At 63.5% G+C, this 26,010-nt stretch carries 24 protein-coding genes; 15 read left to right on the top strand and 9 right to left on the bottom strand.

Annotated features, from left to right (window positions below; all coding sequences use genetic code 11):
• Nucleotides 1-63 precede the first annotated feature (63 nt).
• The 5 genes from LVJ94_27595 (at nucleotide 64) to LVJ94_27575 (ending at nucleotide 4,328) form a co-directional block, all read left to right on the top strand.
• Nucleotides 64-513, top strand: a complete 450-nt coding sequence (locus tag LVJ94_27595; GenBank protein WXB00676.1) for a DUF6184 family natural product biosynthesis lipoprotein — start codon at nucleotides 64-66, stop codon at nucleotides 511-513.
• A 16-nt stretch (nucleotides 514-529) separates the two neighbouring features.
• Entirely contained in the window at nucleotides 530-1,006 is a 477-nt protein-coding gene (locus LVJ94_27590) for a cupin domain-containing protein (protein ID WXB00675.1), read from the top strand.
• Between the two features lie 175 nt (nucleotides 1,007-1,181).
• Nucleotides 1,182-2,084 carry a metallophosphoesterase gene (locus LVJ94_27585; GenBank protein WXB00674.1) on the top strand — a complete coding sequence of 301 codons (903 nt, stop codon included), beginning with the start codon at nucleotides 1,182-1,184 and terminating at the stop codon, nucleotides 2,082-2,084.
• Nucleotides 2,085-2,088: 4 nt separating this feature from the next.
• Nucleotides 2,089-3,330, top strand: a complete 1,242-nt coding sequence (locus LVJ94_27580; protein ID WXB00673.1) for an MFS transporter — start codon at nucleotides 2,089-2,091, stop codon at nucleotides 3,328-3,330.
• Nucleotides 3,327-4,328 carry a hypothetical protein gene (locus LVJ94_27575; protein WXB00672.1) on the top strand — a complete coding sequence of 334 codons (1,002 nt, stop codon included), beginning with the start codon at nucleotides 3,327-3,329 and terminating at the stop codon, nucleotides 4,326-4,328. Before LVJ94_27580 ends, LVJ94_27575 begins: the two co-directional genes overlap by 4 nt.
• A gap of 1 nt (nucleotide 4,329) precedes the next feature.
• Here LVJ94_27575 and LVJ94_27570 read toward each other — a convergent pair whose 3' ends face one another.
• On the bottom strand, nucleotides 4,330-5,571 hold the full coding sequence (locus LVJ94_27570) for an SGNH/GDSL hydrolase family protein (GenBank protein WXB00671.1): 1,242 nt from the start codon (nucleotides 5,569-5,571) through the stop codon (nucleotides 4,330-4,332).
• A gap of 226 nt (nucleotides 5,572-5,797) precedes the next feature.
• Here LVJ94_27570 and LVJ94_27565 point away from each other — a divergent pair, with 226 nt between their 5' ends.
• From LVJ94_27565 to LVJ94_27545, 5 genes are all read left to right on the top strand, one after another.
• Nucleotides 5,798-7,915 carry an RICIN domain-containing protein gene (locus LVJ94_27565; protein ID WXB00670.1) on the top strand — a complete coding sequence of 706 codons (2,118 nt, stop codon included), beginning with the start codon at nucleotides 5,798-5,800 and terminating at the stop codon, nucleotides 7,913-7,915.
• A 16-nt stretch (nucleotides 7,916-7,931) separates the two neighbouring features.
• Nucleotides 7,932-9,365: an alpha-amylase family protein gene (locus LVJ94_27560; protein ID WXB00669.1), complete on the top strand. Its 1,434-nt coding sequence runs from the start codon at nucleotides 7,932-7,934 to the stop codon at nucleotides 9,363-9,365.
• A gap of 111 nt (nucleotides 9,366-9,476) precedes the next feature.
• Complete coding sequence (locus LVJ94_27555) at nucleotides 9,477-11,330, top strand: hypothetical protein (GenBank protein WXB00668.1); 1,854 nt, start codon at nucleotides 9,477-9,479, stop codon at nucleotides 11,328-11,330.
• A gap of 139 nt (nucleotides 11,331-11,469) precedes the next feature.
• The gene (locus LVJ94_27550; protein WXB00667.1) at nucleotides 11,470-12,606 is read left to right on the top strand and encodes a glycoside hydrolase family 104 protein; all 1,137 of its coding nucleotides are present in this window, start codon (nucleotides 11,470-11,472) and stop codon (nucleotides 12,604-12,606) included.
• 547 nt (nucleotides 12,607-13,153) lie between these two features.
• Nucleotides 13,154-14,275 carry a hypothetical protein gene (locus tag LVJ94_27545; protein ID WXB00666.1) on the top strand — a complete coding sequence of 374 codons (1,122 nt, stop codon included), beginning with the start codon at nucleotides 13,154-13,156 and terminating at the stop codon, nucleotides 14,273-14,275.
• Nucleotides 14,276-14,573: 298 nt separating this feature from the next.
• On the opposite strand, the gene LVJ94_27540 is transcribed toward LVJ94_27545, so the two are convergent.
• Complete coding sequence (locus LVJ94_27540) at nucleotides 14,574-14,969, bottom strand: hypothetical protein (GenBank protein ID WXB00665.1); 396 nt, start codon at nucleotides 14,967-14,969, stop codon at nucleotides 14,574-14,576.
• Between the two features lie 590 nt (nucleotides 14,970-15,559).
• Between LVJ94_27540 and LVJ94_27535 the strand changes: the two genes are divergently transcribed.
• Entirely contained in the window at nucleotides 15,560-16,513 is a 954-nt protein-coding gene (locus tag LVJ94_27535; protein ID WXB00664.1) for an alpha/beta hydrolase, read from the top strand.
• Here the strand turns inward: LVJ94_27535 and LVJ94_27530 are convergent.
• The gene (locus tag LVJ94_27530) at nucleotides 16,494-17,513 is read right to left on the bottom strand and encodes a M12 family metallopeptidase (protein ID WXB00663.1); all 1,020 of its coding nucleotides are present in this window, start codon (nucleotides 17,511-17,513) and stop codon (nucleotides 16,494-16,496) included. The genes LVJ94_27535 and LVJ94_27530 overlap by 20 nt on opposite strands.
• 288 nt (nucleotides 17,514-17,801) lie before the next feature.
• Between LVJ94_27530 and LVJ94_27525 the strand changes: the two genes are divergently transcribed.
• Nucleotides 17,802-18,272 carry an AgmX/PglI C-terminal domain-containing protein gene (locus LVJ94_27525; protein ID WXB00662.1) on the top strand — a complete coding sequence of 157 codons (471 nt, stop codon included), beginning with the start codon at nucleotides 17,802-17,804 and terminating at the stop codon, nucleotides 18,270-18,272.
• Nucleotides 18,273-18,414: 142 nt separating this feature from the next.
• Here the strand turns inward: LVJ94_27525 and LVJ94_27520 are convergent, their stop codons facing one another.
• From LVJ94_27520 to LVJ94_27500, 5 genes are all read right to left on the bottom strand, one after another.
• Nucleotides 18,415-18,936, bottom strand: coding sequence for a hypothetical protein (locus tag LVJ94_27520; GenBank protein WXB00661.1), 522 nt, complete (start codon nucleotides 18,934-18,936; stop codon nucleotides 18,415-18,417).
• Between the two features lie 566 nt (nucleotides 18,937-19,502).
• Nucleotides 19,503-20,159 (bottom strand): HAD-IA family hydrolase, encoded by a 657-nt coding sequence (locus LVJ94_27515; GenBank protein WXB00660.1) that lies wholly within the window; start codon nucleotides 20,157-20,159, stop codon nucleotides 19,503-19,505.
• Complete coding sequence (locus tag LVJ94_27510) at nucleotides 20,156-20,776, bottom strand: PAS domain-containing protein (GenBank protein WXB00659.1); 621 nt, start codon at nucleotides 20,774-20,776, stop codon at nucleotides 20,156-20,158. The genes LVJ94_27515 and LVJ94_27510 overlap by 4 nt, the downstream gene beginning before the upstream one ends.
• Before the next feature lie 4 nt (nucleotides 20,777-20,780).
• Entirely contained in the window at nucleotides 20,781-21,923 is a 1,143-nt protein-coding gene (locus LVJ94_27505; GenBank protein ID WXB00658.1) for a DSD1 family PLP-dependent enzyme, read from the bottom strand.
• 13 nt (nucleotides 21,924-21,936) lie between these two features.
• Complete coding sequence (locus LVJ94_27500) at nucleotides 21,937-22,884, bottom strand: ornithine cyclodeaminase family protein (protein ID WXB00657.1); 948 nt, start codon at nucleotides 22,882-22,884, stop codon at nucleotides 21,937-21,939.
• 279 nt (nucleotides 22,885-23,163) lie between these two features.
• Between LVJ94_27500 and LVJ94_27495 the strand changes: the two genes are divergently transcribed.
• A complete protein-coding gene (locus tag LVJ94_27495) occupies nucleotides 23,164-23,577 on the top strand; it encodes a YjdF family protein (GenBank protein ID WXB00656.1) in 414 nt (137 codons plus the stop codon).
• Between the two features lie 73 nt (nucleotides 23,578-23,650).
• Here LVJ94_27495 and LVJ94_27490 read toward each other — a convergent pair whose 3' ends face one another.
• The gene (locus LVJ94_27490; GenBank protein WXB00655.1) at nucleotides 23,651-23,848 is read right to left on the bottom strand and encodes a hypothetical protein; all 198 of its coding nucleotides are present in this window, start codon (nucleotides 23,846-23,848) and stop codon (nucleotides 23,651-23,653) included.
• 210 nt (nucleotides 23,849-24,058) lie between these two features.
• Between LVJ94_27490 and LVJ94_27485 the strand changes: the two genes are divergently transcribed.
• Both LVJ94_27485 and fabF read left to right on the top strand, forming a co-directional pair.
• Entirely contained in the window at nucleotides 24,059-24,571 is a 513-nt protein-coding gene (locus LVJ94_27485) for a helix-turn-helix transcriptional regulator (protein WXB00654.1), read from the top strand.
• 9 nt (nucleotides 24,572-24,580) lie between these two features.
• Nucleotides 24,581-25,834 carry a beta-ketoacyl-ACP synthase II gene (gene fabF / locus LVJ94_27480; protein WXB00653.1) on the top strand — a complete coding sequence of 418 codons (1,254 nt, stop codon included), beginning with the start codon at nucleotides 24,581-24,583 and terminating at the stop codon, nucleotides 25,832-25,834.
• Nucleotides 25,835-26,010 lie beyond the last annotated feature (176 nt).

Below are 26,010 nucleotides of genomic sequence, written 5' to 3'. Positions count from 1 at the left end.
CGCGAGCTACAGTGCGAAGTCGACGGCCGACCCTATATGGGTTTTACACCGCCGGAGGACTTCATGATCGATCGCATTAGCCTGGCCTCGAGCCACCCATTTCGATTCGCCGTCATGGCGACGACGATTGCTGTTTGCCAATTGGGGTGCAGCACGGCACCTCCGCCGGATGCGACGACGGCCAAAGCAAACCCGACGTGGGTTCCCATCGACGAAGCCGTGCATCGACTCGCCGCCGAGCGATGCAATCGAGAGTCGAGCTGCACGGGGGCGGGTGGGGACCACAAATACGCGAACGGCGATGCGTGCATCCACGAGATTTATCAAAGTACGAAGGCCGAATACGCGTCCACTCCGTGTTCTTTGGCCATCGAGAATCGGAGGCTCGAGGATTGCATCGATGCGGTGCACGACAAGGGATGCTCGAATACCCTCGAGAAGGTCACCCGCATTCCCGCCTGCCGCGCGGAGAGCCTCTGCGTGCAACTCTCGCGTGGATCGATGGGGGGCTAGGTCGTAGTCTGGGGGGATGAGCGACGATCCCCAAGATGCTTGGAAGCACGATGGCGTGCGCGTCATCCCTGGCAACCAGCTCGACCCCAACACTGCGCAAACCCCTGGCATGGACCGAAGGGCGGCGATCAACTTCGCCCGTGTGGGCGCACAGAAGCTGTGGGCGGGCACGGTGACCATTCACCCCAACGCCAAGACGGGCGCGCACCACCACGGGCACCTGGAAAGCGTGATTTACATCGTGAAGGGCCGGGCGCGGATGCGTTGGGGCGAGCGCTTGGAGTTCACGGCCGAGGCGGGGCCGGGCGATTTCATCTACGTCCCGCCTTACGTGCCGCATCAGGAGATCAACGCGAGCCCCACCGAGGCGCTCGAGTGTGTGCTTTGCCGCAGCGACGGAGAGGCCGTCGCCGTCAACTTGGACATAGAGCCGGCCGAAGCACCCGAGCAGGTATTATGGGTGGATCCCACACACCCAGAAGGCGCCGTGTGACGGCGCGCCGCGTCGTGGTTTTTGTGCCCTTGCATTCGTTAGGAAAGTTTCCTAATTAAATCTCCCTCGCGCTGCTCCTGAACCCGAGAGGAGGATCGACATGAATCTTCGAGCCCGAAGGCCTCGCCGAAACCGATGGTTTTTGATCGGAATGCTACCGGTTACCTATATCACGATGTGGTTGTCGCCTCAAGCCCGCGCCCAATCCGCCGACGATGTGGGGACGGACGCAACGTTCGTCCTCGCCGCGGCGGGCGACATCGCGGAGCAGTGCACCGCCAGCGACTCGAACTGCGTGCACCCCAAGACGGCCGCCTTGGTCCAGCAGATGAACCCCTCCCTCGTGATCACCATGGGGGACAATCAGTACGACGATGCGCGTTACAACGATTTCAAGAATTATTTCGATAAATCGTGGGGGCGTTTCAAGAGTATCTTGCGGCCGGTCCCCGGCAACCACGAGACGTACGACGAGCCGCCGCTGGCCGGCTACAAGAGGTATTTCGGAACCACCGCGATGCCCAAGGGCAAGACGTATTACAGCTGGGACAAGGGCAATTGGCACTTCATCGCCCTCGATTCGAACGAATTTTCCGGCGAATACAATTTTGCCGAGGATGCCGAAACGGCGGATGGCGAGTTGGCCGCGGATCCCCCGCAGCTGAAGTGGCTCAAGAGCGATCTTGCGAATACCTCCAAGGGGTGTGTCGCCGTCTACTATCACCACCCGCGATTTAGCTCGGGTCCGCACGGTGACAACAAGGCTGTTGCGGCGGTGTGGTCGACGCTGGTCACCAACAAGGTCGATCTCGTGCTCAATGGGCACGATCACCTCTACGAACGTTTTGCGCCGCAAGATGCCAATGGAAAGCGTAGCTCGAAAGGGCCGGTGCAAATCACCGTTGGGAGTGCGGGCAGGAGGCTCAGTAACCCCAAGGCCGAGCACGAGACGACGGAGGCGCTGCTCAAGAAGTACGGTGTGCTCAAGTTGACGATGACCGACAGCACCTTCTCTTCCACGCTCATCGGGCTCGATGGCGAGGAGCTCGATCGCAGCCCCACCTACAAGTGCCACTAGCACCATGTACCTCGCCAGCCGGAGCGGCTCGGGTGTGGCCGCGGTTTCGAAATCGGTCGGCGCGCTTCGCGCGACGACGAGCAATGTCGTGGCGTTGGGCCTGGTCAGCCTGGTCACTGACATCTCTTCGGAAATGGTCACGGCCGTGTGGCCGCTCTATCTGGTGATGGGACTCGGTTTGAGTCCGTTGCAGTTCGGCGCGCTCGAAGGCGTCTCCGGCGCGACGACCGCATTGGTGCGATTGCTCGGTGGGCACTTCGCCGATCGGTGGCGACAGCTCAAAACGACGGCGATCGTGGGCTATGCGCTTTCGGCGGCGAGCAAGCTCGCGTGCCTCTGCGCCGGCTCGTCGACGGCGGCGCTGGGCGCGGCGCTGGCGGTCGATCGTGCGGGCAAAGGGATCCGTACGGCACCGCGCGATGCGCTGATCTCGTTGAGCAGCACGCCGGATGCGCTGGGGCGCGCGTTCGGTGTGCATCGTGCGATGGATACCGTCGGTGCCTTTCTGGGGCCGCTCGTGGCCATGGGGATTTTGTGGGCGAGCCTCAATAGCTTCGAGGCCGTGTTCGTCGCGAGTTTCTGCATTGCGGTGGTGGGCGTGCTGCTGATGATGTCGCAGGTCCGCGATCGGAAGGCGCCACCGGCCAAGGCGCAATCGCTGGGGGCCATGTTGGCGCTCTTGCGATTGAAGCCCTTTCGCCGGGTCGTAGGATGGGCCAGCCTGCTCGGGCTGGTCACCATGAGTGACGCTTTCGTGTACTTGATTCTTCAGCGGCGCTGGAGCGTGGACGCCGTTTGGTTTCCATTGATGCCGCTCGGGAGCGCGGCCGCGTACCTGCTGCTGGCCATTCCACTAGGATATCTCGCGGATCGGATCGGGCGGTGGGCGGTGTTCCTCGGTGGGCATTGCGCTTTGCTCGGGGCGTTGCTGGTGCTGCTCGGACCCGCGCATCGCCTGGCCTTCGCCGCGGTTGCGCTCGTTCTGCATGGTGTCTTTTACGCGGCCACCGATGGTGTTCTGATGGCGGCGGCCGGCGCGCTGCTTCCGGAGCACGCTCAGGCCCGTGGTATGAGCTTGATTCAAACTGGCCAAGCGACCGCGCGCACGTTGTCGTCCGTGGCGTTCGGCTGGCTCTGGACGTGTTGGGATTCGCGTGCCGCCGTGATGGTGATGGCGTCCGCGTTGGCCGTGGTGGTGCTGGCGGCCGCGATCGCGCGGCCGCTGCATACGGAGGATGCGCAATGAGCGGGCGATGGCTTGCTGTTTTCGTGGGGATGATGGTGGTGATCGGCGCCGGCTACACGTGGCATGCCCGCCAACGCCACGCGCGTGCTGCGGTGCCGGTTGCTCCAGGGCCGGCGATTTCCTTGCGCACGCCGGGGCAGTTGTTCTTTCGCAACACGGAACCCGGGCCCCATTTTGGACGCGTGGCGGCGGTGCCGATCGAGCAGCTCGGTCAGGTGACGCCCCCGCGGCGCGTATTCGATGCCGAGTGCGACCGATTCGCGGTCGCTGCGGGCGTGGGCCTGTGCGTGGCGCAGCAACCCGGGGTGCTGCCACCAATGAGCGATGTGCGGATCCTCGACCAGGATTTGCACGTCGTTCGGCAGCGCGCGCTGCCCGGAACGGTGAGCCGGGCCAAGCTGTCGTCCGATGGGAAGCTCGCGGTCTGGACCTTGTTCGTGATGGGCGATGACTATTCGGAGGACCGGTTTTCCACGCGCGCGGGGATCTGGGATCTCACGACGGACGAGTTTACCAAGACGCTCGAGGACATGCCCGTCAGCGTCGGCGGCAAACGGTATTTCTCGTCCGACGTGAATTTCTGGGGTATCACGTTCGCCGGGGACGATACGCGCTTCTACGCGACCATGGCCAGCAAAGGGCGGACGCACCTGGTGCAAGGCGACTACCGTCTCTTCCGAGCACGCGCCCTGGAGGAGAATGTGGAGTGCCCTTCGCTGTCGCCGGACGGCAAACGCATTGCCTTCAAACGACGTGAGTCGCCCAATGCGACCACCTGGCGGTTGTCCGTGATGGACTTGGCCACGCGCGCGATTACGGCGCTCGCGGAAACGCACAGCGTGGACGATCAGGCCGCGTGGCTCGACGAGCGGACGGTGATGTATGGCCTATCGCGCGAGCGCCGCGAATCGGATGTATGGGCCGTCCCGGCCGATGGATCGGGGGCGCCGCGACTTTTGGTGGCAGGGGCGGCGTCCCCGGCCCTGGTGTATCCGTGAGCTATTGCCCTTTGGGATAGAGCAGTTTGAGGTCCACCGCGTTGGCCATGGCCTGCATGCCAATGCGGTTCGGATGGAGATGATCGCCGCAATCGTACTTTGGATGCATGGCCGCCGGATTGGACGGATCGCGCGTGGCGGCGTCGAAGTCGACCACGCCGTCGAACGCACCGCTGGTGCGAATCCATTGGTTTCCGGCTTGGCGAATGGCTTCGCGGGCGTCGTTGTAATAGCCGGCGCCCTTGAACGGCAGCATGGTGCCGCCGAGGATGCGCACCCCGGCACGGTGGGCCTGGTCGATCAACGCCTTGTAGCCGTTGATGAGGTCCTGCGCGGTCAGCGGCCCGCCGTTCGGGCCTGCGTCGTTGCCGATGTCGTTGATGCCCTCCATGAGAATGACGGTGCGAACACCGGGCTGCTCGAGGGCGTCGTGTGCGAAGCGCTTCAGCGCGGCGATGCCTAGATTGTTCGGCGCGTCGGTGAGCACTTTGTTGCCCCCGATGCCGGCGTCGACGACGCCCATGGGGTGGCGGTCTTCGGCAAGGCGCCGCGCCAACGCATCGGGCCAGCGTTGGTAGGCGCTGGTGGGCGTGCTGTAGCCGTCCGTGATGGAGTCGCCGAAGGCCACGACGGTGCCCCGAGCCTCGGAGGGGACGACGTCCACCCCGGCGAGGTAGTACCAGGATGTCGTCGATTGGGCGTAGTTGCCATTGCCGACGTCGCCCGTATGGTCCCCGGTCGTGGACAGCCAGGTTCGGTCGAAAGCGTCCGAATGCCAACAGGGGGAGCGGCTGCCCTGCGGCAGGTACACGCTCACGAGCACATTTTGCTCGGCCGCGACGGACATGGGAATGGGATCGCTCACCACGTCGGCGCCGGCGGGAATCGAAAGGGTTTTGGCCTGCGAGAAGGTGACCGTGCGCAAGGTACCCGGCACGGGGGTCGCGCCATCGGATTGTGCGGCAATGCTGACGGCGCCCACCGCGAGGGGCGTGGTGCCGCGCAAATTGGACAATCGAATGCGCAGCTGCGACCCCGCCGCATTGGCGTGGGCCACCATGCGAATCGTTTGCTGGCCGAGTGTCGGGCCGCCGCCCATGCTCAAACTGGTCCCCCAAACGGTCACCCGGTTTCCCGAGGGTGCGCCCGATGCGGCGGATGCGCCTGATGCCGAGGTGACACCGGTATCCAGTCCGATTGCAACAATCAACAAAGACAGCCCAATGGCTTTTCTCGTGATCACGGTTTCGTTCGTAGCACGAATGTTCGAATCGCCGTTATGATCCTTTTCGAACCATTCGTGCATTCGCACATTCGGGATAGGCCGCCGTGGAGATCGGCATGACGCGGGAATACGCGAACGATTGGTCGAAGAAAAAACGTTGTCTGCGCACAATCGAATCGTGACAGTCTTCCCGCTCGCGTTCAGGGAGCGATCGCCAATGAGAGATACGCGGAGAGGTCTAACCTTGCTGTCGTTCGGTTTGCTCGCCGCCTGCGCGGCGCAGGCGCCAACCGATGAGTCGCGGCAGGATTCGAATGCAGTGTCCATTTCGAGTGGGGTGAGCGCGACGTCGGGCACGGGGCCTGTCATGGGCTGGAGCACCGCGGGCTTTCTCGGGCGCAATCCGAGCGAGGCCGGGATCAAGGCCCAGGCGCGCGTCCTGGCGAATCGATTGAAGTCGCACGGCTACGACACCGTTCTCTTGGACGACTTTTGGTACGAGAATCCGTCCACGACGGTGGACGCCTTCGGGCGTTGGACCGCCGACCCATCGCGCTTCCCCAATGGGCTGGCGGCGCTGGCCGATCATCTCCATGGCCTGGGGCTGAAGGTGGGCTTCTACGTGACGCCGGGCATCCCCGTCGCCGCCGTCGAACAGAATACGCCGATCGAAGGGACGTCGCTCCACGCGAAGGACATCGCCGATCCGGGACGGTACGAGACGAATTACAACTTCGGCACCCGTGTGATGCACGGCATCGACTACGGCAAGCCGGGTGCGCAGGAATACGTGCAATCGCGGGCCAACCAATTGGCTGCTTGGGGGGCCGACTTCGTCAAGTTGGATGGGGTGGGCAATGGCAATGTCGCGGATGTGCAAGCGTGGTCGCAGGCACTCCGGCAGAGCGGGCGCGCCATTCATTTCAATGTGGCCAACTCGCTCGATGCCAACAATGGCAATACCTGGAAGCAATATGCGAATTCATGGCGCATCGATGCCGATGTCGCGTGTTACTGCGCGACGCAGGTCACGTGGAACACGGTCGTCAGCCGCTTTGCCGATGTGCCCAAGTGGGTACCCTTTGCCGGGGCCAATGGCTGGAACGATCTGGACGCGTTGAACGTGGCCAATGGCACGCTCGATGGCCTGACCAACGACGAGCGACGAACGGCCATGACCTTGTGGGCCGTTTCGGCTGCGCCGCTCTACGCGGGGGATGACTTGACCCGCATCGATGGCTACGGCCTGTCGCTGCTTACCAACGACGAGGTCATCGCCATCGACCAAGCGGGCCACCCGGCACATCCCGTTTCGCAGGCGACGAACCAGCAAGTGTGGGTCGCGAACAACGGCGACGGTACGTACACCGTGGCCCTGTTCAATCTCGCGAGCGCCGCGGTGAACGTCACCGCGAATTGGAACGATCTGGGCTTCAGCGGCTCGGCGTCGGTGCGCGACGTGTGGGACCATCGCGAACTCGGCTCCTTCGCGGGGAGCTACGGGGCGACGCTCGACGGGCACGCGTCGCGGCTGCTCAAGGTGACGCCGGGGACCGGAGCGACGCCGGGTCGCCGCTACGAGGCAGAGTCCTCCGCGAATACGCTCGGTGGAAGCGCCGTGCTGTCGGGCTGCGTCGGATGCTCGGGAGGCCAGAAGATCGGCTACCTCGGCTACGGCGGTACCTTGCAGTTCAATGGCGTCGAGGCTCCGGCCGCGGGCACCTACGTGCTCGGCGTGGACTATACGGTGGGCGACAGCGGACGCTCGATTCAGGTGAGCGTCAACGGCGGCGCGCCGTTGGAGCTGCCGTTCACGGGCACCGACGATGGGGCTTGGGGCAATGTTCAGAGCTTCGACGTGCCTGTGGCCTTGCAGGCGGGAAGCAACGCGGTCACCTTCGCGAATCCGTCGGGATGGGCACCGGACATCGATCGCATCACGGTGGCCGGCACGGGTTCCGTGGCGGTGGTCAACCGCAGCAGCGGCAAGTACCTCGACGTCAGCGGGGCCTCCACCGCCGATCGCGCCACCCTCGAACAGAGCGCAGGTCGCGGCCGTGCGAGCCAGCAATGGACCTTGGCGGATGCGGGGGAAGGCCATTTCAAAGTGGCCAACCGCAACAGCGGCAAATGGGTGGCCATTCCAGGGCCGACCACGACCCAAGGGACGCAGCTGATTCAATCGGGCGACGATGGCGGCGAGAACGCGCAATGGGCGCTCGCACCCGCTCGCGGTGGCTATTACCGGGTGGTGAGCCGCTACGACGGTCAAAATGTGGATATACGGCAAGGCTCCTCCGCCGTGGTTCAGTGGGCGGACCACGGAGGGAGCTCCCAGCAGTGGAGTTTCGTGGCATTCTGACCGGCCGGAGGCCCTGATGCTGCGAAACGCCTTGTCGCTGTTCACGATCGCCACGGCGGCTGCCCTCGTCTCGACGGCGCCGCCGGCGTCGGCCAGCCCGCCGGGGACGCGGGACGTGGGCGTGCACCTTTTCGAGTGGACGTGGGCCGCCGTGGGGCGGGAATGCCGCGATGTGCTCGGCCCGAAGGGCTACGGATCGGTGCAGATTTCGCCTCCGCAGGAGCACGTGGTGCTTCCGGGCCAGGGCTATCCCTGGTGGCAGGATTATCAACCGGTGAGTTACCGCCTGGACAACACGCGCCGGGGCGATCGGGCGGCATTCGCGAACATGGTCTCGATGTGCCATGCCGCGGGGGTGAAGGTCTACGCGGACGCCGTGATCAACCATATGACCTTGAGCGCCAGCTCGGGGCCGGGCAGTGCGGGGTCGTCGTATTCGCACTACAATTATCCCGGGATTTACCAGGTACAGGATTTTCACCACTGCGGGCGCAACGGCAACGACGATATCGTCAACTACGGCGACCGCTACGAGGTGCAAAACTGCGAGCTGAACGACCTCGCCGATCTGGCGACCGAAACGGACTATGTCCGCGGCCGCATTGCCGGGTATTTGAACGACCTCATTTCGCTCGGCGTCGACGGCTTCCGCCTCGACGCGAGCAAGCATATGCCGGCCGCCGACATCGCGGCGATCAAGGCGAGGTTGAACGCCCCGGTGTACCTCTATCAGGAGGTCATTTACGGTGGCGGTGAGCCCATCACGCCGGAGGAGTATACGGGCAACGGTGACGTGCTCGAGTTTCGGTATGGCAGTGATCTGGCCAAGATCTTCAACCACGAGAAGCTTGCGTACCTGCGCACGTTCGCCTCGCCGCTGGCCTCCGACAAGGCCGTCGTCTTCACGGACAACCACGATACGCAACGCGGCAGCGGCGTGCTCACGTTCCGGGACAATGGCCGATACGCTTTGGCCAATGCCTTCATGCTGGCATGGACGTACGGCGCGCCCATGCTCATGTCGAGCTACGAGTTCAATTCCACCGATCAAGGGCCGCCCTCCGGTGCCAATGGCCGCACCGCCGATGCCACCTGTTTCAGCAATGGCTGGCGCTGCGAGCACCGGTGGCGGGTGATCGCGAACATGGTCGGCTTTCACAACGCCGTGCGCGGGACCGCCGTGGTCAATTGGTGGGACAATGGCAACGATGCGATTGCCTTCGGTCGCGGCAACAAAGGATATCTCGTCATCAACGACGAGGGCTTTGCGGTGACGGGGCGTTCGTTTCAAACCGCGTTGCCCGCCGGCGTCTATTGCGATGTCGTCCACGGTGATTTCGCCAATGGCGCCTGCACCGGCCCGACGTATGCGGTGGATTCCAACGGCTGGTTCCGCGCCGATGTCGCGGCCCAGGATGGCGTCGCACTTCACGCGGGTGCGAAGCTCTAAACGCGTCGTTGTGCGATGAACCTCACCGCCGCCGAAACGATATTTTGATATCCATAGTTGCCTATAGGCAACGCCGTCTCGCGCGCTTTCATCCATCGAAGAGAGGGCGCGATGAAACGATGGACGAAAGCCGTGTTTGCTACATCGCTGGGTTTTCTGGCCACGGCGCCGGCGTGCACGTCGCGCGCGCGCGTGGACTTGTCCATCGATGCAGCGTCGCCGTTTCTCGCGCCCGGCGAAACCGGTGCGATGACCTTGCGGGTGGGCAATCGAGGCCGCGACCCGGCGCACGGAGCCGAGGTGACGGTGGTGACACCGTTCTTCGTCAACTTTGCACGCCCGGTGCCGCCGGATTGCCAACTGCGCTATGAGAATCCCGATCCGTTCCTTCCGGAGGTGCTGATCTGCCAGTTGAATGGGACGATCGCTCCGGGTGAGGAGCAAAGCCTCGCGGTGCCGGTGACGTTGGCTCCCGGCGGTCCGCCCGGCCGAAACAGCGGCACGGTACTGGTGCTGCCTGCGGCGGGATCACGGGATACGGAAACCGCGCTTTCGGACAACCAGACCCAGGCATCCGTCCTTCGGTTGCGCCAGGCGGGTGAGGCGCCGCCGGTGGGCAACCCCGTGGGAATCTATTTGGCGGGCGACGAGTTGCCCATCAGCGTGGGAAGTCATTCGGTGACCACGTTGACCGTCGGCAATGCGGGACCAAATGCCACGAGCGTGCCCGTCCGTGTGATTTACCGGACTCCATTCTTCACGAACATCGATGCCGATACGCCCTTGCCGGCGGGTTGCAAAATGCAATTGACGGATACGGCGCCCAACGTTCCCGAAATCGTGGAATGCGCCGTTCCGGCCGACCTGAAGGCCGGCGAGGAGCAACGGATTCGGATCCCGCTGGCGCTGGTCGCCGACGGCCCGACGGGGCGACAGCTCGGGTGGGGCCTCGCGGCCTCCAGTGCTCCTGCCGACGCCGATCCGTTCGCTGGAGACAACGTGCACTCGATCGGGGTGCTCATGCTGACGGGGCCCTCGGCAAGCTCACTCGGTCCCGACACGAAGGGGGCCTCGTTGGCGGGACCGCCGGTGCGATGGACGGCGGAGGCGCCTCCGGTGCCTTCGAATGGGGTCGACTTGGCCGTGAGCTCCGACAATGTGACGGTGACCCCGGGCAGCACGGCGAGCGCCTCCTTTCGCGTGATCAACCGCGGCAACGTGGCCACGCGGGCCCCGGCGCGTTTGGCGGTGGTGACGCCGTTCTATGCGAACGCGGAGCGCGAAGGACTTCCCCCGGACTGCAAGGTGGTGGTGAGCAATCCCCAGCCGAACATTCCCGAGGTCGTGGAGTGCAGCATCCCGGCCGGCGTCGCGCCGGGCCAAACGGTGAGCCTCGATTTGCCGCTGGAGGTGCTGCCCGGCGGTCCCGTCGGGCTTGGCGCCGGGGCGATGTTCGTCGCGGCGGGGCAGGGGGACGTCGAGCTTTCCATGCTCGACAACGCGTCACGATTCAGTGTCCAGCGCTCGGCGTCCCCGATCGAGCCGCTGAAGGATGGCGTGGACCTTTGGGTGAGCAACGATCAGCCGGTCATCGGGCTGAACCAGCCGCGGAGCGTGACCCTGCGGTATGGCAACATCGGCCGGCTGCCCACACATGCTTCGAGCGAATTGGTGTACGTGACTCCATTTTACGTGAACGTCGATCGCTCGGCTCCTTTGCCTGGAGGCTGCCGGGTGCAGGCGGAGCATCGCGATCCTCTGATTCCTGAAACGGTGGTCTGCGCGATTCCGGCCGGTCTCATACCGGGCGAGGAGCGTCAGCTGACGCTCCCCCTCTCGCAGGTGCCGGGTGGGCCGGCGGGCTCGCTCGCTGGGAAGGTGAGCTTCGTGCCTGGTGCCGGCGATACCGAAGTTTATGGGCACGACAACATGCATGACGTCAACGTCATTGTCGTTGGGAACTGAGGGCGTGCAAGGGAGGAAGGCGCCTTTCCGGAGGAGGAAGGAATGGTTCCTCGTCGTGCACGCAGGAGCGCACTCTTACCGCGACACTGTTGGTGAGACGCCGTGAAGGCATGGCGCGCGGGTTGCTGTACGCGGCAGCATGAAGACCAAAGCGCTCTTGGGCCTCGCCGTGCTCGCGTTCGTCGCTCCCGCTTGCAGCAGTTCGAGCGAGGATTCGCCTGCGTCTACGGGCGGCGATGCTCTGGTGGTGGAGGCTTCGATCGCGACGCGTTCCGCGATTGGCGTCGCGACGTGGGGGATCCAGACGGGCAAAGGGACGACGACGGTGGTGCGCGGATACGATGCGGCGCATGCGCCCATCGTCGAATTCGAGCAGAATGTGGCCCAGGGGGTCGTGCGGAGGTTCCAGGCGAGCTTGCGGGCGAATGGCCATCTCGCGACGATGAAGCTCGAGCTGGCGTCTAGGGCGTTGAAGGCGATCGAGAATACGTTCACCAACGATGCCGCGGCGCACGCGGTGCTGGCCCGCATCGTGGATGATTTGAAGTCGCAGCCGGTGCGCGAGCAGGTTCAGACTGCGAAGGGGGAGCTTCACACGGCGGGGCTCGTCGAGAATCCCAGTACGACGTTGCTTTCCAAGTGCTCGTCGGCGCTGCTGGGGTCGGCCTCGAACGGGGCCAACACCGCCGACGCGTGCAGCTCGGGCGAGGGCTCCAGCGATTGTGTGACCAGCGCCGGTAAGATGCCGCAAACGCAGGGGCAGGTCGATCAAGGTTGCTCGTGTGATGGGGCTTCGCAGGATACTTCGCAATTGCCCAGCTGCGATCCGGGGCGTGCCAAGTGCGCGGTGCCGCCGATGCACCGTGCATTGCTCGATACGATTGCCTTCACGGAGGGGACCGCCGGTTCATGCGGCACGGATGGCTACAGTACGGGCTTCGGGTACAATTGCTTCGATGGTTGCGCGCAGCACCCGCACACGCAATGGGGACAGTCGACCGCGGCGGGGCGATACCAGTTTCTCGATTTTACGTGGGACGAACTTGGCAAGAGTGACTTTGGGCCTGCGAATCAGGATATTGCCGCCATCGAGAAGATTCGTCAGCGGGGGGTGGATCTTCCGACGGACCGACCTTTGACGGATGCCGAATTCGAGTCTGCGATGCACAAGCTGTCGCTCGAATGGGCGTCGTTGCCTTATTCGCCTTATGGGCAGCCGACCAAGACGCTGGAGGAGACGCGGGCTCGCTATTGCGACGCGGCCGGCGGCTGCTGATTGCGCGTGGCGCCGATCGCTGCATCGCGAAGCGGCCTTGCCCCCCCCCACCCATTCCGCTGCCACCCGAATTTCTCTCCTGGGTTGCGGAGAAAGGCGCAAAATTTAGAGAATTTTGTGTGGTGTGCAAATTGCTTCTGTGTAGGGCGGTCGAGCGGGCTTTTGTATTGGAACCACGTCGTGGCCCGGCCGGCACACCCGGATTTTACGTATCGTCCGAACTGCCAATGGCGAACGACATTCACTGGCCCGCCGCTGACGTCGCACACAACTTCGACATGGTGAGAAGTCCATTGGGCCGTCGAAGACACAATCTCATGACATTCGGCATCTTCAATGGATTTCGCGGCCGTGGCTCGATTGCGCCAAGACCCGTCCAATGACGACGCTGTACGAGAATTCCGTGTGACCCATTGTCGGCCCACATCTCCGCGAGGCTCGTCTTTTGGGCTCGCTGGTCGAAATCGGTAGGTCATTTGCACATCTTATTCGAATCACCATTTCACCGACGACACGACGGGCACGGCGCTCTTAGGATTGTGCTGCCATGCCCCGTCCTTTTGCATTTTTATCCATCTTGCTCGCGGCGCTTGCCGCGGGTTGCAGTGCACCGGAGTCGCGTGAGGTGGATGCTCAATCGAGCACCGAATCCGCACTCGACACGCTCACGCCCGCACAGCGTGCGGGCCAGCGCATTATCTATTCGTACCCAGGTCTAACGCCACCGGCGGCGCTGTTCGATCGTATTCGCGCCGGCGAAGCGGCCGGTGTGCACTTCTGGAGCGACAATGTTTCGAATCCGTCCCAGATTCGTGACGTGATTGCTCGGCTCGTGCGCGCACAAGAAGAAAGTCCCATACATGCGCCCCTCCTCTTCATTACCGATCAGGAAGGCGGAACCGTTCGCGGCTTGCCCGGCGAACCCGTGATCTCGGCAAAACAAATTGGTCAATCACCCGACGCCGTCGCCCTCGCGTGGCAGGCTGGCAGCGACGCAGGGCGGAACCTGCACGACGTGGGGATGAACGTAAACCTCGCACCGGTGCTCGACGTGTTTCGCGAGCCCGGCAATTTCATCGACGGCGCGGAGCGTTCGTATAGCCAGGACCCCCACGTCGTCGGACGCCTCGGCGCATCGTTCATCGGTGCGGAGCAGCGGTTCGGTGTCGCCGCCGGAGTAAAGCACTTTCCGGGGCTCGGGTCGGCCACGGCGAGCCAGAATACCGACTTGGCACCGGTGACACTGGACGTGCCGCGCGCCGACCTGCGCCGCGTCGACGAGGGGCCCTATACGGCCGCCATCGCGGCGGGTGCGAAACTGGTCATGCTCTCGTGGGCCACATATCCAAGTTTGGATGCGCAGCGCCCGGCGGGGCTCTCGTCCGTTGTCGTGCAACAGGAATTGCGTAAGCGACTTGGCTTCAAAGGGGTGACCATTAGCGAGACGCTCATTGCGGGGGCCCTGCAGCCATTCGGCTCCGTCGGCCAGCGCAGTGTTCTGGCGGCCGATGCTGGTCTCGACCTCATCCTGTGCTCCTTCGGCGACGTCTCCCAGGGTGACGAAGCAAAGAGTGCCTTGGCGGGAGCGCTTCAAAGCGGTCAGCTCGACAAGGCCGCGTTCAATGCTTCCGTCCGTCGCATTGTGGCCCTGCGCAACGGCTTGAAATAGCGCACGAGGGAGAGGGCCCTCGACCGCGGCACACCTCGCGCGCTCCGAAGGGGAGGGGGGGTGGTGCCGCGGTATGACTTTGGTGCCGAGGCGCTTCATGCATCAATGATGAATGGGGTTCGCATCGACGCGCCGCTCCGTAGTCAGCAGGGGCGTCCGCACGAGATTGTCGGTCACACCGATATGGATCGAGCAATCCCACGACTTCGTGGGCGCGAGTGCCTCACGGAATCAAATCGCGCTCGCTCAGTGCGCACTCTGCAATCGCGCAGGCTATTTCGTATTCACGGGCGGTTGCTCAGCAACTATCGAGCCGATCGAAGGTGCCCGGCCATGCCCAGTTGACGACCTTCGTCTGGTTGGGATCGATGGAAAAGCAGTCGGAATCGGGGCCCGTGCGGATGATGACCTTGACCCTCTGCCGATTCCCGCAGTTGTTGTGAACATACAGACTACGCTGGGCCAACATGGTCCTTTCGACGCAGGCCGGCGCGCCCGCCAGTGGGGCGGCCTCGGCGGTGTCTTCGGACGGATTGGCGCTGTGTTCGCTGCCGGTGGTCCCCTGTTCGGCTACCGCGATGCCTTGCTCGGCGACGGCTTCGTTGGTCGTCTCGCCTTGTTCGGCGGTGCATCCCGCAATGATCGAGGCCCATGCCCCGATAGCGATACCGAGAATTCTACGATTCGTGGTCATTCTTCCTCCTGTCGGTGCCCGCGCGAGGGCCCTTTGCTCGCTACTCTACGTGCCCGATCTGCGGCTCATTTGGTGGAGGCTGCATTTCCGTGCGCGATGACACTGGGCGCGCGGAGAAGCGAATTACGCCGATCCGTTCCTCGTCACGCGCCAAGTGCGTCGGAGACCTTCTTTCGCGGTGCTCTCCCCGATTCGACGGTGCCGAACACCCATGACGTCCAGCTCGTGGTTCAGATCCGTGAAGAGGTCAATGAAACTGCGAATTGCTGATTCAAATTGAATCCAGGCATTCAGCGTAGAGGCCTCGTGGCCCATTGCGGGCGAAACGGTTCGCGTGGGCCGAATCCAGAGTGGTTCGTAGCTATCGAGGCATCGAGTGTGGATCGGCATTCGGCGCGCGTGCGGGCGGATAGGGCAGGTCCATCACGTTTGCCTGTCGCGCGCGCTATCGCCATCGCGGAGGCATCTCGCGGTGCTGCCATGGCGCATGCCGGCATGTGGCGGCGAGGAGCGCGGGGCGCAACCCAGGTACGCTGCGTACTTGGGACGCACCCGATCGCGTCACGGGCATCAACCCAGGAGAGGACGGCGTGGTAGATCCTTCGCGCATGCCGGTCGTGACGATGCGGGATGGTCGTGGGCTCCATGTGCGGGTCGTCGGGAAGGGAATGCCCGTGCTGCTATTGCCGGGGTTGGGCATGAGCAGCATGCTCTGGCTACCGTTCGTGTGGCCGTTCGCTCACCGGTACCGGTTCATTCTCCCCGACTTCCGTGGCTTCGGCCGCTCGTCGCACTTGGCCATCGAGCGGGACGACGTGTTCGAGAGCCATGCCATGGACGTGCGCGACGTCATCGCGCACCTCGGCTTGCGCGATTTTTTGCTGGGGGGCATCTCGCTCGGCGGCACAACCGCCCTGCACATGAACCACCGTGCAGGGCTTGATGGCGTCCGCGCTTACCTCCATGTGGAGCAATCGCCGTGCGTCGGAAATCGCCTGGGTTGGCGATATGGCCTCTTCGGCGAGCGCCAAGACACGTGTTTCGACGAATTTCGAGTCTTTGCGGGCCTCCTCGGGCAGTACCCGGAGGCGCGCGAGCTCACCGACCTGCCGCCCTCCGAGCGCGCCCGCGCCGCGGAGTCCTTGGCCCGGATCGCAGCATGGACATTCGGGACGCCCCGCCTCGAGGCGCCCCTCCGACGATTCTTCTTGCTCCCTACCTTTCTCGCCGGCCGGTTTCCTCTTTCACTGCGCGATGCGCGCACGTACATCGCAGCGTATCTCGCCGGTGGCCACGACTACCGGTCCTCGTTGAGGAACCTCGCCATGCCCGTCACGCTCATGATTGGCATGAAATCGACTCCGTACCCATATCCGGGGCAAATGGCCATTGCCGAGAGTGCGCCAAATGTTCGGGTCGTGCGCTTCGAGCGGTCCGGGCACCTCCCGCTTTTCGAAGAACCGGCCAAGTTCGTGCGGGAGCTCGGTCGATTTCTGGAGCACGGCTCACGCGCATCGTCGCGAACTACGAATGGGCTACCTTGACCGAGTACGCGCCCGTACCACCGACTTCGTTGAAGTGACGAACCTGAACGAAGTATCGGCCTCGCGCCAGGGTCGTGATGATCCGGGCGTTGAAACCGACGCCGCTATCATCGTCTTCGGTGATGAGGGCCGTTTGGCTATCGGGGCCGAAGAGCTTCATCACCAAATCGGTCGGGCCTGCCGTCTCGATGATGTAACGCCCCTTCTTCTTAGCGGTGAATTGATAGAGGTCCTCCTCGCCCGGCGCACCGATGGAGGCCGATTTGGCGGGGCCGTTGACCTGGAGTTCCGTGGGTTGTGTCGAGGTGGTCGGGTATGCCGCTGCACTTGCGATGAACGACTTGTCCAAAGCGGATAGTGTCTCGTTGGCTTTGGTGCCCACGCCATTCTTGGTCCAGCTGGCGGGGAAGAAATAGAGCATGATGGAGTCGGGATCGAAATGGGTCCCCCGGATTTGGTCGGTGGCATACTTTTGGAGTACGTTGAAGTGCACCTGTTCCGGGGTCCAGTTGTTCGGCGGGCCGCCGAGTTCGCGGATGACTACGTCTTCGTTCCACTCGATTCCGCCGGCCGGGTTCTGATGCTCGTGGCCCAGACCGATGGCGTGCCCAAATTCATGAGCTGCGGTGCCCCCATCGAGAAACCCGAGGTTCATCGTCGCTTCGTTCTGCGGGATTTTCTTGCAGTCCGTACCAACCCAGGACCACGCGCCGTCGCTCGGATCGAAGGAAATGCGAATTTCGGCATCTGGAGCGTTGCCGAAGACGAACTTGAGATTCGCGTGGCGGGTCCACCATTGCGCTTGCTCACGGGCAATCGCCCGCTGGCTTTCCGTTCCGTCCAGGAAACGCACCCGGAGAGTCGACCCGTTGACCCACAGCTTGCGAAATTCCAGGACGGCCCTCAGCGAGCCGCTGCGGACAGCCAGCGTGCGCTGAGGCCTCGCGAGCTCCTGCGGCAGTACCCTGTCGTGACATATCTTCGACGTCGTGTTGCCCATGGTCGACCTACCTTCTTCGTCATAGGAAGAACAAGTTGCATACCGCCCCGCGCAATGCGGAAATGCCGCGCAGGCGATAGGCTCGCTGTTGCAACCATGCAACGGGCGACGTTGCATGTCGCAACCCGGGAGGTGCGCGCACTCCTCGTACATCGAATCTCGTCACGCGGGACGGGGTTGCAATCCCCCGAATGGATTACACGCCGTTGAGCTGGACGCAGCGTTCTACCTCCATGGGAACGGCGACTGCCGCGTCGGAAGGCGTACTTCCGTGAGACCTCTCCTGGGTTGCTGTTCGAGATCGAGGAATTTCGCTGGAGTCTCGGCATTGGTGCCGACGGGCCGAAGCCTGTCGGGGGGGGCGGCATGGGCCGTGCGTTCAGCACGCTCATGTCTCGACGACGGGCGTTTCTTCTCAGCGTAGGTTTCCTGAGTTGCCTATCGATTGCCCATACGGCGTGGGCCGCACGAAAGGCGCTGGCGAGCCAGGGGTTGTCACAGGCGACCATTCAGCAGACGGTGCGTGCAAAATTTCCGGAGTTGCGACAGTGCTATGAGGATATGGACGACCAGCCGCCCATGCGTGTCGAAATGCACTTCACCATCGGTCCGGATGGTAAGGTCACGACTGGCCACGTCGAATCCGACGTGCGTCCAGTGATCGTCCCATGCATAACGCGCACGATGTTCTCGTTGGTCTTCCCCCGGCCCGTGGGTGGCGACATCAGCGTAGTGTATTCGGTCAACTTCGCTCCGTAGCGCGACAGGCCGTTCAAGCCGCACCGGGGTTGATACGCCCGGCGCGAGTGTGCAGCTGTTCCGGAGTTGATATCGCCGTACCGGTGGGCATGGGCGAGAAGCCGGCGACCGCGCCTTGAAGAAAGGTGGGTGGCCGGGTCACCTAGCCGACTGTCCGGGACAGGTGGCGTGGCGAAGAAATGCCGGTAAATGACGCGATCGCTGACTGGTATCGAACATGCTCCAGCAAGCGTTCGTGACACTTGCGCGACAAGTAATAGCTGGGCGGACCTTTTTGCTCACTCGCCGCTGTACGCAGCGGCAGTATTTGCTGCGTCCCGATCGGACCGTCGAGGAGGTGTACGAGTACTGTCTGGGCGAAGCGGCCGAACGCTTTGGCATCACCGTTCATGGCTGGACGGCGATGAGCAACCACCAACATTTGATTGCAACCGACAATCGAGCGAATCTGCCGGAGTTCCTTGCCCACTTTCACAAAATGACTGCCAAAGTGATGAACACTCACCGCGGTCGATGGGAAAACCTTTGGGCGACCGAGCAGCCCAACGTCGTTCACTTGCTTACTCCTGAGGATGCTTTCGAGAAGCTCGTCTATGTGCTTGCAAATCCAGTGTTGGACGATTTGGTGGATCGCGTCGCCGACTGGCCAGGCGCGTCGTCGCATCGTCTCCACCTTGGGAGCCGAACGAAGACTGTGAAACGGCCGCGTATCTTCTTTCGCGCGGACGGGACGATGCCCGAGCAGGTCACACTCAGACCCGCAAGATTGCCGGGCTACGAAGGCCTAAGTGAAGATGTATGGCGAGACAAGATCGCCAAAGCGGTGCGGGCAGAGGAGGAACGAGCAAGAAGAAGGCGGTCGATGCGTGGTTCTGGTGTGCTGGGGCGTAAAAACGTCTTGAAGATGTCTCCGACGGACTCTCCGACCACGGTCGAGCCCCGCCGCAATCTAAGACCCTCTGTCGCGTGCCGCGATCGCGAGCGCCGCATGCGTGAACTCATGGCATTGCGATCATTTCGGATAGCGTACCGTGACGCGCGATTGCACTTCCAACGTGGCGAGCGTGGGGTTGAATTTCCGATAGGTACCTATTGGATGCTACGGTTTCGTTCGCACTTCGTAATGGAATCGGCGCCCGAGATGGCCCTAGTCAATAGTGTAGGGGGCCACTGAGTCTGCACATTGAGATGCCGCCAACCACCGGGAGGAGTAGCCTCCGCATATCGCTATCAAGCGGGAGCCGAGTGGGGCGAGCAATGTGCATCGACCCACGCCGTGAGCTTTTCAAGATTGCATGCCTCGATGTCCGGAACGGGGGCGCCGTGGGGCAGCGAGAGGCCGACCCGATTGTGCCAAAATGTTGGGAGGCCCACAGCCGCCGTCCCGAATAGGTCGTAGCCGGAACCTGCGACGAAGAGCGCACTCGTCGGATGTGCACCGAGCTTTTCCAGAGCGAGCTTGTACGGTCGAGGGTGCGGTTTGTAGTACCCCGCTTCCTCGGCTGTCATGATGACGTGCCAGTTCACTGGAATGCGTTGTGCGGCGACTCGTCCCAGTCGCGCCGAGCAATTTGTGACAATGCCAACGCGATGCCTTGCCGCGATTGCTCGAACGGCATCCGCCGCCCCGCTCCACGGTTGGAGTGCCGACCAGCCCAATTCGAGCCGATCGGCGGCTCCTGGGTTGAGGCCAACGTCAACCGCCGCCTGCCGGACCAGATCCTCATAGGGGCGGTAGGGGCCGCAGCCGTAGGTAAGTTCGAGGTAACGCGAGCGCCATTGGCGGCCTGCGGTTTCGCCGTGGGCGGCGTGACACCACGCGGTCCACGAGTCGAGTAGCGCCGTGAGCAGATCGAACAGCACGACCTGGGTTGCGTGCCGAGTCACTTTGCGTCCCCATAAACCGTAGCGCGGGATACGCCCATGTGCGTGGCGGCGATGTTGGCGCCGCGCCGAATCTCCAGGAGGCCTTCCTTCTTCAGCTCTTGGACCAATTGCTTTCGGTCCGCTGCGTTCAGCGAGCGAGCGGTGGTGGCTCTCGACGCCGCAAATTCGTCGATTCGCGCGTGGATGCGCTCTGCCGGCGTTCGCTCCAGGTCTTCATGCACACGGCCGTCTTCGATTCGTGTGAACTGCGAGATGGCTCCCTGGAAGCTTTGAAAGAGCGTCAAATCGACATTGAGGCAGAGGGCGGCGACGTACTCTCCGTTCTCGTCCTTGATTCCGATCGATGTGCTTTTTACCTTTCGACCATCGGGGAACGTGTTCGCGTAGTTCGAAAGGCGTGGTGGAAACTCCGGATCTCGAATGCGCGCCAAACCTAGCTCCGTGGCTGGGTCTCCGATGTGGCGCCCGCTCAGATTGTTGTAGATGCCATGAATGGCATTTTTCGGATTTCGCAAATCGTGAACCACGACCTCGCAGAAGGGCGAAAGCGTCTCGCCCAGCCCCTCGGCGATGTTCTGCAGCATGTCCAACAGCGGCTTGTTCCCCTTTTTTTTCATGTGCTCACCAGCCGTGCAGGCGACTCCACCGCGTGAGTCCGCGCTCGTCCAACGCATGGTACTCAGGGAATTGCGCGCCCGTTGCACAGGCGTGATTCGGCAGAATGCGAAGGCGGGAGCCCAGTGGAAACCGCGCAGCAATATCCGAGTCACGCTCCCCTTCGCGCCACACGATCCCATGCTCCTGATTCGCGCCGCGCACGGCATACCCCTCTTGCACCGTTCCGTCCAAGCTGCAGACTTGCCCGTATCCGAAGTCGCGCCTTTGCTTCTCGGTACCTCGGTCGCGGCTCATGGCCATCCAGCCTGCATCGACGATGGCCCATCCCTTGTCGATCTGGTGCCCAATTACCGTGGTCAGCACACTCATCGCAATATCGTTCATCGTGCAGACACCGACGTTGTGCATCACCAAATCGAAGAAAACGTAGACGCCGGCGCGCACCTCCGTCACTCGGTCGAGGCCCACGGCCGACAGTGCCGTTGGGGTCGAACCGACGCTCACGACCGGACACGGAAGCCCGTTCGCGCGCAGGCGCTCGGCTGCCAGTACGCACCCGGCGCGTTCCTGTTCGGCCATGGCAGCAAGCTCCTCGGGCGTGTCGAGATCGTAACTCGATCCCGCGTGCGCCATCACCCCACCCAGCCGCGTGCTGTTGCCATGCAGGGTGCGTGCGACCTCGAGTAGAGCAGCTCCGTCTGGCTCGACGCCCGAGCGATGTCCGTCGGTATCGACCTCGATCCACACCTCGAACACTTCGCGCTGGGCCCGTCCAAATTCGGCAATCGCCGATGCCGAAGCGACGCTATCGGCAATGATCTTCAAATCGCACCCGCGCCGGCGCAACGCCAGGACCTGCGGCAGCTTGCTGGGAACGATGCCGACGGCATACAGAATGTCCCCGATGCCATCCGCGTGAAACTGCGTGGCCTCTTTGAGCGTGGATACGGTGATGCCGCGCCCCCCCGCAGCAAGTTGCGCGCGTACGATGGGGGTGCACTTGGTTGTCTTGACATGCGGTCGGAAGCGAACGCCGAAACCATCCGTGCAACGCTGCATCCGTTCGATGTTCCGTTGCATGCGTTGGACATCGACGATGGCCGCGGGCGTATCGAGCTCGGTGAGATGCGCATCGAATTTCGTCATGGGTATGTCCAATTCACCAGGGCCACGCGATGACGGTGCCCGTGTTCGTTGCCGTGGCGTGCTCGTACACGGCGCGCGCCACGGTGAGATCCTGCAAGGCGAGCCCCGTCATGTCGAACAACGTGATGTCCTCGGGCTTGCGGCGAAACGCGTCCTTTCTGGTGAGCAGATCGCCGAATTCCATGCACGGAGTGCTGCTCGCCCACTGCGTCTCACCGATCTGCTGCGCCTGCACACGATCGTCCACGGATAGACGAACGCGCTGCAGGGTGCCCTCGGGGAGCTCGCGCTTGCCCTTCGTGTCGGCTCCGACGCAGTTGAAATGCGTGCCCGGGCGTATGGCCGCGGTCTCGAACAGGGGGCCTCGTCCCGGAGTTGCGGTGATCACAATGTCGCTATCTGCAACGGCCGCACTACCGTCGCCAGCCATCGCGATGTCGCAGCGCCCCGAAAAATGCGTCTCGAAGGCTCCGTCGCGCTCCGCGTCCGCGCGCACGTACCGAATGCGCTGCAGCGAAGGGCACGAGCGCAGGGCGAAATCCACTTGAATGCGCGCCTGCGTTCCCGTGCCGAAGACGCAGAGCCGCGTACTTTCACGTGGCGCGAGTTCCTGAAGGGCGAGGGCTCCGGCCGCTCCCGTGCGCATCGTGGTGATGGCGTTGCCGTCGATGATGCAGAGAGGCCGGCCGGTAGCCGGATCGATCAGCACGATGGTGGCCTGGTGCGGTTCTCCTTCGCGTGCGCGATTGCTCGGCCAAAAGCCAGCGGCCTTGAATCCGAGCAGTCCCTGCGCGGGGACGTCTCCTGACTTGATTCCGAAGACCCCGCCCGTGGCGAGCGCCTCGCGTACCACCGGAAAAACGCGCCCCTCTTTGCGACCGTGCAGGACGAAGGCCTCGCGCACCGCCTGCAGTGCGTCCTCGTGTGAAAGCAACGCTCGGACTTGCTCTGCGTCGAGCATTCGTAGGGAGCGGTGCTTTGGCGGCGCGCTGGACTGCATTTGTTCATATTGTATAATATTGTATAAAATGTCAAATGGGGCGCCGTCTGCTCCTGGGTTGACGGTCTGGAGGTCGCGTGTCAGATTCAGCCGCGGTTCGTCGATCGGAAAACGACAAGCCGGTAACGGTGAGGCCGGCTAGCCCGCGGTGGGCTTCGGTATCCTCGGTTTTCTCGAGGAACCCGCGATTGGATTGTCCGCAAGGCATGCGTGCGCGCTGCGCGGACTCCGGAGGTCGCGATGCGCGGGAGTTTCACCGTATTTTACGAAGCGCCGTTCTGGGTTGGCGTTGCCGAGAGCGAGGATGACGGAGGGCTGGCCGTGGCTCGCGTGGTCTTCGGCGCCGAGCCGACGGGTGCCGAACTGCGCGAATGGGCGCTTTATGGCTACCGGCGGATGCAGTTTGGACACGGTGCCGGCCCGTCCGAGGTGGCCAACAAGCAACCCAGGAATCCGAAGAGAGCCCAGCGTGAGGCTGCCCGCGCCAGCGCCGAGCGCGGGATCTCGACGCGCGCCCAGGACGCGTTGAAGGCCGCCTTCGAGGCGAATGCGGTCGAGCGCGAAGTGCTCTCGCGCGAAGCGCGCCTCCGGGAGGCCGAGCGCCGCTGGGAACTCCGCGTCGCTCGGCGCAAAGAGAAGCATCGCGGGCATTGAGCTTGCTGTCCGAAGACGTGCGGGCTCGAGCCCCCGTTTCACCAAGTCGCCGTCCAAACCACGGATGGAAACATCAACCCAGGTAAGTCAGCCACGCCGCGTCGCGCGCGGCCAGTGCGGCGCCACGCCCCGCGGATGCGCGCCATCCCGTTGGCGAGCCAAATTTCGTCCTGCCTTGGTCGAAAGGGCGCAACCACTCGGCCAGGTTGCCGACGTCCCTCTCACGGTGCTCGCTCTCCTGCACATCGAGGTAGCGCGCTGTACACCCCAACGGCACAACCCCTTCGCGGTCCCCCGCCACTCTCCCAAGTCCCGCACCGACGAGGAACGCGGAGGTGGCGGCTCGAGGCAAGCCATCGGCCGCTTCGATCGATTCGCAGAATGGAAACGTGGCCCTTCGTCGTCGCGCGCAAGATGTTACTTGCATGATGATAGTCTAAATGATACTCAACCGCATATGCAGCGGATGTCCTTTGCGGAGATGGAATGCCCAATCGCTCGGGCCGTCGATGAGATCGGTGAAGGGTGGTGCCTGCTCGTTTTGCGTGAGGCCTTCAAAGGAGCGCGTTGCTTTGCCGAGTTCGAGGAACGACTCGGAATCCCACCGAGCACGCTGACGCGGCGTCTCGGGGGCCTTTGCGATCGCGGGATCTTGCAACGGCGAAGCTATCAAAGCCGGCCTCCGCGCGACGAATACGAACTTACCGAGAAAGGGGCGGAGCTTTTGCCCGTGCTTCTCTTGCTCGGCGAATGGGGCAATCGTTGGCTCGCGCCGGACGGTGCACTCATCGTGCCGGTCGAGCCGAGAACCGGAGCCCGTCTCGAGCCCGTGCTGGTCGATCGGGCGACATCGAAGCCCATTCGTGCCGGAACCGTGGGCCTTCGCGCAGGGCCGGGCGCGAGCAAGCAACTCCGGACGTCCCTCCGCGCGCCACTTCGGCTGGCCCATGCGCCGGGGGCGACTTCAGCGCCCGCCTCGGACCTGGAGCCATAGGAAACCATCATGGGAAATTCTTCACGCGAGCGTGTCGTCGTGACGGGGATGGGGGCTGTCACGCCACTCGGACACGACGTGGCGTCGACGTGGTCGTCCCTCGTTGCCGGGTGCAGTGGCGCGGCGCCCATCGCGCTTTTCGACGCATCGTCCTTCGGGATTCGCTTCGCGTGCGAGGTGAAGGCCTGGGATCCGACGCCGTTCATCGCGCGAAAGAAGCTCAAAGAACTGGACCGCTTTACCGAGTTTGCCCTGGCCGCTGCGGCGATGGCCATCGAGGACGCATCCCTGTCGCTCGCCGCCCACGAAGAAGAGCGCGCTGGCTGCTTCATCGGAGTCGGCCTGGGCGGGCTCGCCTCGCTCGAAACCGCTGCGAAGACCCTCTTCGAGAAAGGGCCGTCGAAGCTTAGTCCGTATACGATACCGCGCATCATTGCCAATCTCGCCGCCGGACAAGTTTCCATTGCACATGGCTTGCGCGGGCCAAGCTTTGCCACCACGAGCGCCTGCGCAACCGGGGCGCACGCCATCGGAGAGGCCGCCGAATGGATCCGCCGCGGATCCGCCGACGTGATGGTTGCCGGCGGGGCGGAATCCACCATTACGCCCATCGGCATTGGTGGTTTTCAAGCCATGCACGCGCTCTCACGGCGCAACGACGCACCCGAGCGCGCGAGCCGCCCGTTCGATTGCGCACGCGATGGGTTCGTCTGCGGTGAAGGCGGCGGTGTCGTGGTGCTCGAATCGCTCACGCGTGCACGTCGGCGCGGCGCCCGCATTTACGCCGAGCTCTCCGGGTATGGGGCGTCCAGCGACGCGTTTCACATCACTGGCCCTGCCCCGGAAGGCGAGGGCTGCCAGCGCGCCATGCGTATGGCCCTCGACGACGCCGGCCTCTCACCGGATGCGATCGATCATCTCAATGCGCACGCTACCTCCACCTCTGTGGGCGACAAGGCCGAGAGCGACGGCATTCTTCACGTGTTCGGCGCGCATGCCCGCGATGGAAAGCTTGCCGTCAGTGCCACGAAGAGCATGACGGGGCATCTCTTGGGCGCCGCGGGCGCCGTCGAAGCGATCTTCACGGTGCTTGCGATCCGCGAAGGCGTGATGCCGCCGACCATCAATGTCGAAGAGCAGGATCCCGAATGCCCCCTCGACATCGTGCCCAACGTTGCCCGCGCAGGCGTCGTACGGCATGCCATGTCGAACGGTTTCGGCTTCGGCGGGACGAACGCGACGTTGGTATTTTCGCGCCTTTGAAAGGGAGCTCCCGTGTCCCCGTGTGGGTGACACGATTCGCGCAGGACGTTCCAGTTGACGCGCTGAAGCGCGCTTTGGCTCGCCTATGCGCGTGCTGCATGCTAATGATAGGACCGCGGCCGTCAGCGGCTGCCGACATGGCCCACTCCTCCTGATTCCACACCCCGTGTTTGCGC

The sequence above is a fragment of the Sorangiineae bacterium MSr11367 genome, from assembly GCA_037157805.1.
Taxonomy (GTDB): domain Bacteria; phylum Myxococcota_A; class Polyangia; order Polyangiales; family Polyangiaceae; genus Pendulispora; species Pendulispora rubella.
The sequence above is the reverse complement of the archived record's forward strand: the minus strand, read 5'-3'. Positions and strand labels throughout refer to the sequence as shown.

What these genes read in the sequence shown, in the direction of transcription:
- LVJ94_27595 (WXB00676.1), top strand. Translation starts at nt 64, where the DNA reads ATGATCGATCGCATTAGCCTGGCCTCGAGCCACCCATTTCGATTCGCC.
- LVJ94_27590 (WXB00675.1), top strand. Translation starts at nt 530, where the DNA reads ATGAGCGACGATCCCCAAGATGCTTGGAAGCACGATGGCGTGCGCGTC.
- LVJ94_27585 (WXB00674.1), top strand. Translation starts at nt 1,182, where the DNA reads ATGTGGTTGTCGCCTCAAGCCCGCGCCCAATCCGCCGACGATGTGGGG.
- LVJ94_27580 (WXB00673.1), top strand. Translation starts at nt 2,089, where the DNA reads ATGTACCTCGCCAGCCGGAGCGGCTCGGGTGTGGCCGCGGTTTCGAAA.
- LVJ94_27575 (WXB00672.1), top strand. Translation starts at nt 3,327, where the DNA reads ATGAGCGGGCGATGGCTTGCTGTTTTCGTGGGGATGATGGTGGTGATC.
- LVJ94_27560 (WXB00669.1), top strand. Translation starts at nt 7,932, where the DNA reads ATGCTGCGAAACGCCTTGTCGCTGTTCACGATCGCCACGGCGGCTGCC.
- LVJ94_27555 (WXB00668.1), top strand. Translation starts at nt 9,477, where the DNA reads ATGAAACGATGGACGAAAGCCGTGTTTGCTACATCGCTGGGTTTTCTG.
- LVJ94_27550 (WXB00667.1), top strand. Translation starts at nt 11,470, where the DNA reads ATGAAGACCAAAGCGCTCTTGGGCCTCGCCGTGCTCGCGTTCGTCGCT.
- LVJ94_27545 (WXB00666.1), top strand. Translation starts at nt 13,154, where the DNA reads ATGCCCCGTCCTTTTGCATTTTTATCCATCTTGCTCGCGGCGCTTGCC.
- LVJ94_27540 (WXB00665.1), bottom strand. Translation starts at nt 14,969, where the DNA reads ATGACCACGAATCGTAGAATTCTCGGTATCGCTATCGGGGCATGGGCC.
- LVJ94_27530 (WXB00663.1), bottom strand. Translation starts at nt 17,513, where the DNA reads ATGGGCAACACGACGTCGAAGATATGTCACGACAGGGTACTGCCGCAG.
- LVJ94_27520 (WXB00661.1), bottom strand. Translation starts at nt 18,936, where the DNA reads ATGCGACGACGCGCCTGGCCAGTCGGCGACGCGATCCACCAAATCGTC.
- LVJ94_27510 (WXB00659.1), bottom strand. Translation starts at nt 20,776, where the DNA reads ATGAAAAAAAAGGGGAACAAGCCGCTGTTGGACATGCTGCAGAACATC.
- LVJ94_27505 (WXB00658.1), bottom strand. Translation starts at nt 21,923, where the DNA reads ATGACGAAATTCGATGCGCATCTCACCGAGCTCGATACGCCCGCGGCC.
- LVJ94_27500 (WXB00657.1), bottom strand. Translation starts at nt 22,884, where the DNA reads ATGCTCGACGCAGAGCAAGTCCGAGCGTTGCTTTCACACGAGGACGCA.
- LVJ94_27495 (WXB00656.1), top strand. Translation starts at nt 23,164, where the DNA reads ATGCGCGGGAGTTTCACCGTATTTTACGAAGCGCCGTTCTGGGTTGGC.
- LVJ94_27485 (WXB00654.1), top strand. Translation starts at nt 24,059, where the DNA reads ATGGAATGCCCAATCGCTCGGGCCGTCGATGAGATCGGTGAAGGGTGG.
- fabF (WXB00653.1), top strand. Translation starts at nt 24,581, where the DNA reads ATGGGAAATTCTTCACGCGAGCGTGTCGTCGTGACGGGGATGGGGGCT.